This is a genomic window from Marinimicrobium alkaliphilum, from assembly GCF_003259155.1.
GTDB lineage: Bacteria > Pseudomonadota > Gammaproteobacteria > Pseudomonadales > Cellvibrionaceae > Marinimicrobium_A > Marinimicrobium_A alkaliphilum.
In genome coordinates this window covers 102,198-109,486 of sequence record NZ_QGMQ01000011.1, presented here as the reverse complement: position 1 = coordinate 109,486, position 7,289 = coordinate 102,198, and the positions used below count along the sequence as shown (strand labels likewise).

At 58.2% G+C, this 7,289-nt stretch carries 3 protein-coding genes; 2 read left to right on the top strand and 1 reads right to left on the bottom strand.

Annotation, left to right across the window (positions count from 1 at the left end; genetic code table 11):
* The first annotated feature begins 162 nt into the window (after positions 1 to 162).
* Together DKW72_RS15555 and DKW72_RS15550 are read left to right on the top strand one after the other, a co-directional pair.
* Positions 163 to 2,274, top strand: a complete 2,112-nt coding sequence (locus DKW72_RS15555; protein ID WP_111643313.1) for a glycoside hydrolase family 32 protein — start codon at positions 163 to 165, stop codon at positions 2,272 to 2,274.
* Between the two features lie 202 nt (positions 2,275 to 2,476).
* A complete protein-coding gene (locus DKW72_RS15550) occupies positions 2,477 to 3,922 on the top strand; it encodes a sensor domain-containing diguanylate cyclase (protein ID WP_111643312.1) in 1,446 nt (481 codons plus the stop codon).
* A 200-nt stretch (positions 3,923 to 4,122) separates the two neighbouring features.
* On the opposite strand, the gene DKW72_RS15545 is transcribed toward DKW72_RS15550, so the two are convergent.
* On the bottom strand, positions 4,123 to 6,978 hold the full coding sequence (locus DKW72_RS15545) for a valine--tRNA ligase (RefSeq protein ID WP_111643311.1): 2,856 nt from the start codon (positions 6,976 to 6,978) through the stop codon (positions 4,123 to 4,125).
* Positions 6,979 to 7,289: the final 311 nt, after the last annotated feature.

Sequence of the window (7,289 nt, the reverse complement as noted above, 5' to 3'; positions counted from 1 at the left end):
TCCCTCTCCGCCATACAAGAAACCGTCCCGACAGGGGCGGTTTTTTTATGGCTGAAAGGTTAATCTGTCCATTACAATAATTAACGCACAGTGATTGAATTAGTGAGGAGGCGTGTGTAATCATAGAGACCACTGACATAATGCAAAAATAAAGGATCTCCTATGTCCCGCTTTTTGATGCTCTTGACCCCAATCGGCTGCGCTTTGACGCTTATGGCCTGCGGCAGTACAAACACCGCTGTTACGTCCAGCGATGGACCCAACGACAGTGCCGATTCCGGTCTGTATGCCGAAGACTATCGTCTACAGCAACGCTTTTCGCCCCAGGAAAACTGGCTCAATGACCCCAATGGTCTGGTGTACCTGGACGGCACTTACCATATGTTCTATCAGTACAACCCCAACGGCGATCAATGGGGCTATATGTCCTGGGCGCACGCCACCAGTACCGACCTGGTGCACTGGGAAGAGCAGGGCGTGAAGTTGCCTTACCAGACCGACGGCTCGGGTGCTGTCAGCGAAATGATCTTCTCCGGTACTGCCATTGTCGATCACGACAATGCTGCGGGCTTTGGCGAGAACGCGATTCTGGCGTTCTACACCAGTCACTACCCTCAGGGCTCACCCGATCATCCTGGCAACTCGGTCCAGGCTCAATCGGTGGCCTACAGCACGGATAACGGTGAGACCTGGACTTTTTACGAAGGCAATCCGGTGGTGGACATTGGGCACCCGGATTTTCGCGACCCCAAGGTTTTCAAGTACACCGACGGTGAGCAAGACAAGTGGATTATGGCCGTGACCCTCTCCATCGATCGCCAGGTGGCCTTTTATGAGTCCACCAATCTGGTGGATTGGGCGCTGGCGAGCACCTTTGGGCCCGCCAATTCAGTCAGTGGCATCTGGGAAATGCCGGACCTGTCGCGCTTGCCGGTGGACGGTGACCCCAATAATCAGAAGTGGGTCATGCTGCTGAGTGTGGGTGATGGCGGCGCGCCCAATGGCGGCTCCGGCGTGCAGTACTTTATCGGCGATTTCGATGGCACCCACTTTACCGCCGACAATGTGGTCGACGATCCGATGACTGAGCTGGACGAGGGCGTTCTGTTCGAGGATTTCGAATCCGGCTATGGGCAGTGGACCGCCACCGGTGACGCCTTTGGGGATGCTCCTGCCCAGGGCGCCCTGCACGGCCAGCAGCCAGTCACAGGCTACTTGGGCGATGCCCTGGTGAACAGCTTTTTGGGCGGCGACGAAACCACCGGTACGCTCACCTCTGACGAGTTCGAGATTACCCACGGATACATTCATTTCCTGATCGGGGGTGGCCGCCATCCGGCGGACTCGCCTGAGGGTGAAACCACCTTTAATCTTTACATCGACGGGGAGCGGGTGCGTTCCGCGACCGGCCGCAATGCTGAGCATTTGGAGTGGGAAAGCTTTCACGTCGAGGACTATGTCGGCCAGACCGGTCAACTCCGGGTCATCGACGCCAATGCCGGCGACTGGGGTCACATCAATGTGGATCACATCTGGTTCTCCGGCGAGGCGTTTGAGCCACAGACCGGCGAACTCTGGATGGACCACGGCGCCGACTTTTACGCCCCCTTCACCTGGGAAAATATGCCCGATGACCGGCGGGTCACCATCGGCTGGGCCAGCAACTGGCGCTACGCCGGGGCCATTCCTACCGAAGGTTGGCGCGGTAGTATGAGCCTGGCCAGAGAGATGACGTTGCGTACCGTCGGCGACCAGGTGCAACTGTTTCAGGAGCCGGTTGAGGAAGTAAAAGCTTTGCGTAGCCGCACGGCTTACCACTTGTCCGAGCCGGTCGCGCTCGATGGCCAAGAGCTGGAAATCACCGGTGGGGATTTTCGGGCGAATACCGCCGAAGTGGAGCTGGAATTTGAGCTGGGCGACGCGGAGGAGGTTGGTCTGCGTCTGGTGACGGGCCCTAACCATGAGCTGGTGATCAGTTATGATGTCGCGGCGGCCGAACTGCGGGTAGATCGTCGCCGTTCAGGGCATACGGCTTTCCACCAGGACTTCCCTGCGCTGCACCGGGGTCCGATGACGGCCCCCGACGGCCGGATTCGATTGCGGGTTTATTTCGATACATCCATGGTTGAAGTCTTTGGTAACGATGGCGAAACGGTGTTTGCCAACCGCTATTTCCCTCATACGGGCCACGGGCGTTTGTTTATGTACAGCGAAGGCGGCCGTGCCTCGGTCAACGCGGCAGAGGCCTGGGAGTTGAAGTCGATTTGGCGCTAATACACTGATTTATCGATGTTTATTGATCCTGATACACAGGCCCCGGTGATACGCTGGGGCCTTTTTCAGTTCTCCAGCTCCTCTTGAGAGCATAAGTGGCTGAAGGTGTTTCCCGCCCGGGAAAACTGAGCTCAGCTTCAAGCTTTCCCTTTGGCGCAATTTTCACCTAGACTGTACTGAAACTCCTATGCAGTAGTCTACTATGACCGCGAATCAGGCTCCCGGCCAGTCACTCTCGCTCAACGCCGAAACGCTTCAGGCCCTGATAGATCACATGCCTGTTTCGGTGATGATTCATCACCCGCAGACTCTGGAGGTCTTGTATGCCAATGACTCTGCTCTTGCCAGCTTCCGGGTCGATGATATTCACGGCATCAATCAGGGCTTCATTTTCAATCCGGATGCCTTCGGCGAACCGCCTTGCAGCTGGGATGATATGCGGACATGGTTTGCTCGGGCGGCGGAGCAGGGGCCGCAGCGGTTTTTATGGAGCACCCCCCTGTCTGACGGCAGCCTCCTGTGGGAGGATGTCTTTCTTGAGCCGATCACCCTGGATGGGCGCCTCTATATCAGCTCGACAGCCGCAGATGTCACCGCCAAGATCACGGCTGAGCAACGGGTCAAAGCGCGCTTGCAACTGGAGCGGTTGGTCAGTCAGATCAGCCGCCACCTGCTCACTCGGGCACCGGCGGAAACTCAGAAATCAATTACCGACGTCCTGGGTTTACTGGGCGAGCATCTTCGTGCTGATCGGGCTTATGTTTTTCTCTACAACCCTGGCAACGAGACGTTGCGTAATAGCCACGAATGGTGTGCTCCGGGGATCGCACCTCAGCAGCAGGATCTGCAGACACTTCCTGTAGAGTACCAGTCGGACTGGCTCGAAGCGCTTCAAGGGGATCACAGGGTGGTGGTGGATCAACTGGCGAGCCAAACCCTCACGCCCCAGTTGACGGCCATTATGGAAGCCGGCGGTATCCATTCAATCCTGTTGGTGCCGATCATACAGGACGGCCAGTTTACCGGTTTCATGGGCTTTGATGCGGTGCGTCAGGCGCGACAGTGGCCCGAGGACGATATCGCCATGGTTCAGGTAGTGGCGGGGCTGGTGGCGAGCGCACTAACCCGCGAGTCACTGGTTGATGCCTTGACCTATGAAGCCCATCACGACAGCTTGACCGGATTGTGGAATCGCCGTTATCTGGAGGGGCACATTCGGCAGAATATTCAGCGCGTCCACCGCTATGGCACTCACTTTGCTGTTGTACTTTTCGATGTCGACTACTTTAAGCGGGTGAATGACCGTCATGGCCATAATGTGGGTGACGAAGTCCTGCGCGAGGTGGCTCGGCTGTTGTGGGGTGCAACGCGTAAGAGCGATATTTTGGCGCGTTGGGGCGGTGAGGAATTTCTGGTGCTGTTGCCGGAAACGGATGCCGGCGGTGCACAGGCTTTTGCTGAGGGTTTGCGCGCGCAGATCGAAAGTTACCCCTTTGTGATTCCGGAAGGCCTGACCATCAGTGTGGGCGTTACGGTGATGGAGGCGGACGACAGCTTTGCCAGCCTGCTTAAGCGCGCCGATGCCGCGCTGTATCAAGCCAAAGAGCATGGTCGGAATCAGGTCGTGAGTGTGGGCCTCGGGGATTGAAAGGGGCGGGTGCCTCATTGTCGGATTACGCCCTCGGCTAATCCGACCTACTCAGACAATGGCACGCCCTTTCCCGTAGGTCGGATTAGCGTAGCGTAATCCGACAACAGAACCCACGCCCTTTCCAGTAGGTCGGATTAGGCGCAGCCGTAATCCGACACCTGAGCCACCTCACCCGCTCAAAACACCCACGCAAAAAACTACAAATCGGCAATCCGCTGAGCCTGCTCACGCAGTTTTTCAAGCGCCGTCTGCAGCTCCGCCAGGCGATTGCGTTCCTTATTCACCACTTCCACGGGCGCCTTATCCACAAAGCCACTGTTGTTCAGTTTGGCTTGGGTACGCTCGGCGTCCTTCTCCAGTTTGGCGATTTCCCGGTTCAGGCGCTCCAGCTCAGCGTCTTTATCGATCAATCCCGCCATGGGTACCAGCAACTCCATGCCGCCGGCCAGGGCTGTGGCAGATACAGGGCCCTCCTCACCGGCATTGAGCCAGGTGACGCTTTCGAGGGAGGCAAGCTTGGTCAAAGCGGCCCGATTTTGTTCGAGTCGGCGCTGGTCTTCGGTGCTGCCGTGCTGGATAAACAGGGGCACACTTCTGGCGGGGGAAATATTCATCTCCCCGCGAATGTTGCGCACGCCCAGAATGACTTTCTTCAGCCACTCAATGTCGTCAACCGCTTGCGGGTCGAGTTTGCTTTCATCGGCAACGGGGTAGGCGGCCTGCATGATGGTTTCGCCTTTGGCGCCTGCCAACGGCTTGATGCGCTGCCAGATTTCCTCGGTAATAAAGGGAATCAGCGGGTGCGCCAGGCGCAGGATCGCTTCCAGTACCCGAATCAGGGTACGGCGGGTGCCTTTCTTCTGCGCCGCGCTGGCATTGTCGTCCCACAAAATGGGTTTGGACAGTTCCAGATACCAGTCGCAGTACTCGTTCCAGACAAACTCGTACAGGGCCTGGGTAGCCAGATCCAGGCGATAAGTGTCAAGCGCCTGGGTCACGGATTTCTCGGCCTGCTGCAGTCGCGCGACGATCCAGCGGTCCGCCAGGGACAGTTCATAATCCTCGCTGCCGTCCTGGCCGCAATCGTGCTCTTCCGTGTTCATCAGCACGTAGCGGGTGGCATTCCACAGCTTGTTGCAGAAGTTGCGGTAGCCTTCAACCCGGCCCATATCGAACTTGATATCCCGGCCGGTAGAGGCCAGTGAGCAGAAGGTCAGACGCAGGGCGTCGGTGCCGTGGGCGGCGATGCCCTCGGGGAATTCCTTGCGGGTCTGCTTTTCAATTTTGCTCGCCAGCTTGGGCTGCATCATGCCCTGCGTGCGCTTCTGTACCAGGGTCTCCAGATCGATGCCGTCGACAATATCCAGGGGGTCGAGCACGTTGCCCTTGGATTTGGACATCTTCTGGCCGTAGCTGTCACGTACCAGGCCGTGCACATACACGGTTTCAAAAGGCACCTGGGCCTTGCCATTGTCATCCTTGACCAGATGCAGGGTGAGCATGATCATGCGCGCCACCCAGAAGAAAATAATATCGAAGCCGGTGACCAGCAGATTCGTGGGATGGAATTTTTTCAGGAACTCGGTCTGCTCGGGCCAGCCCAGCGTGGAGAAAGTCCACAACCCGGAGCTGAACCAGGTATCGAGTACATCTTCGTCCTGCTCAAGCGCAACATCAGCGCCCAGGTTGTGCTTCTCGCGCACTTCCTGCTCGTTGCGCCCGACGTAGACCTTGCCCTGTTTGTCGTACCAGGCGGGAATCCGGTGGCCCCACCAAAGTTGGCGGGAGATGCACCAGTCCTGGATATCCCGCATCCAGGAAAAGTACATGTTTTCGTACTGCTTGGGCACAAACTGGATATCGCCATTCTCGACCGCGGCGATGGCGGGTTCGGCCAAGGGCTGGGTGCGCACATACCACTGGTCTGTCAGCCAGGGTTCCACCACCACGCCTGAGCGGTCACCGCGCGGTACTTTCAGGGCGTGATCATCGATCTTGTCCATCAGCTCGGCCGCTTCCAGATCGGCAACGATCTGTTTGCGTGCGATGTAGCGATCCTGCCCGGCATAGGCGCCGGGCAGGGTGGCGTCGAGGGTGTCGTTGACACTGCCGTCGAGATTGAAAATCTGCGCCTCGGCGAGCACCGCCGCGTTCTGGTCAAGAATATTGATCAGGGGCAGGGCGTGGCGTTTGCCCACTTCGTAGTCGTTAAAGTCGTGAGCGGGAGTGATCTTGACGCAGCCTGTGCCGAATTCGCGGTCGACATACTCGTCGGCGATCACCGGGATTCGGCGGCCCACAAGGGGCAGCTCAACAAATTTGCCGATCAGTGAGGCATAGCGCTCATCGTCCGGATGCACGGCCACGGCGCTGTCGCCGAGCATGGTTTCCGGGCGGGTGGTGGCCACCACCAGATAGGGCTTACCCTCAGCCGTGGTAGCGCCGTCGGCCAGGGGGTAGCGCATGTGCCAGAGGAAACCTTTCTCGTCGTGATTCTCCACTTCCAGGTCAGAAATGGCGGTGTGCAGCGTCGGATCCCAGTTCACCAGGCGCTTGCCCCGGTAAATCAGGCCGTCTTCGTGCAGGCGTACAAAGGCTTCCTGCACAGCCTTGGACAGCCCCTCATCCATGGTGAAGCGCTCGCGGCTCCAGTCCAGAGACGAGCCCAGGCGGCGCAGTTGACGAGTGATATTGCCACCGGACTCAGCCTTCCATTCCCAGACCTTCTCCAAGAACTTGTCCCGGCCCAGGTCGTGGCGGCTGATGTTCTGGGCGGCCAGTTGCCGCTCCACCACCATCTGGGTGGCGATACCGGCATGGTCGGTACCCATTTGCCACAGCGTGTCGTCGCCTTTCATACGGTGGTAGCGGATCATGGCGTCCATCACGGCATTATTGAAGCCGTGGCCCATATGCAGGCTGCCGGTAACGTTGGGCGGGGGAATCATGATGCAGTAGGGGTCGCCTTCGCCCCGGGGCTTGAAATAACCGGCATTTTCCCAGGTTTCGTACCACTGTTGCTCAATGGCGTGGGGCTGATAGGTTTTATCCATGCGTGCGTGGCCTTGTGACGTCGCTGTAGTGAATGTTGAATGGCGCAGATTATACAGCTTATGCCCACAAGGGTGTAGGAAGGGCGGGGAGAATAGGGTTTGGGTGGTTTGTTGTCGGATTACGCCCTGCGGGCTAATCCGACCTACGGGAAGCAGCGTGCCATTGCTCGAGTAGGTCGGATTAGGCGCAGCCGTAATCCGACAATAAGGCCCCCAACCCGACCCAGCGCGCCAATGCACAAGTAGGTCGGATTAGGCAAAGCCGTAATCCGACACATGAGGCAGCGGCCTCAAGTGAGGCACCCGCTCAA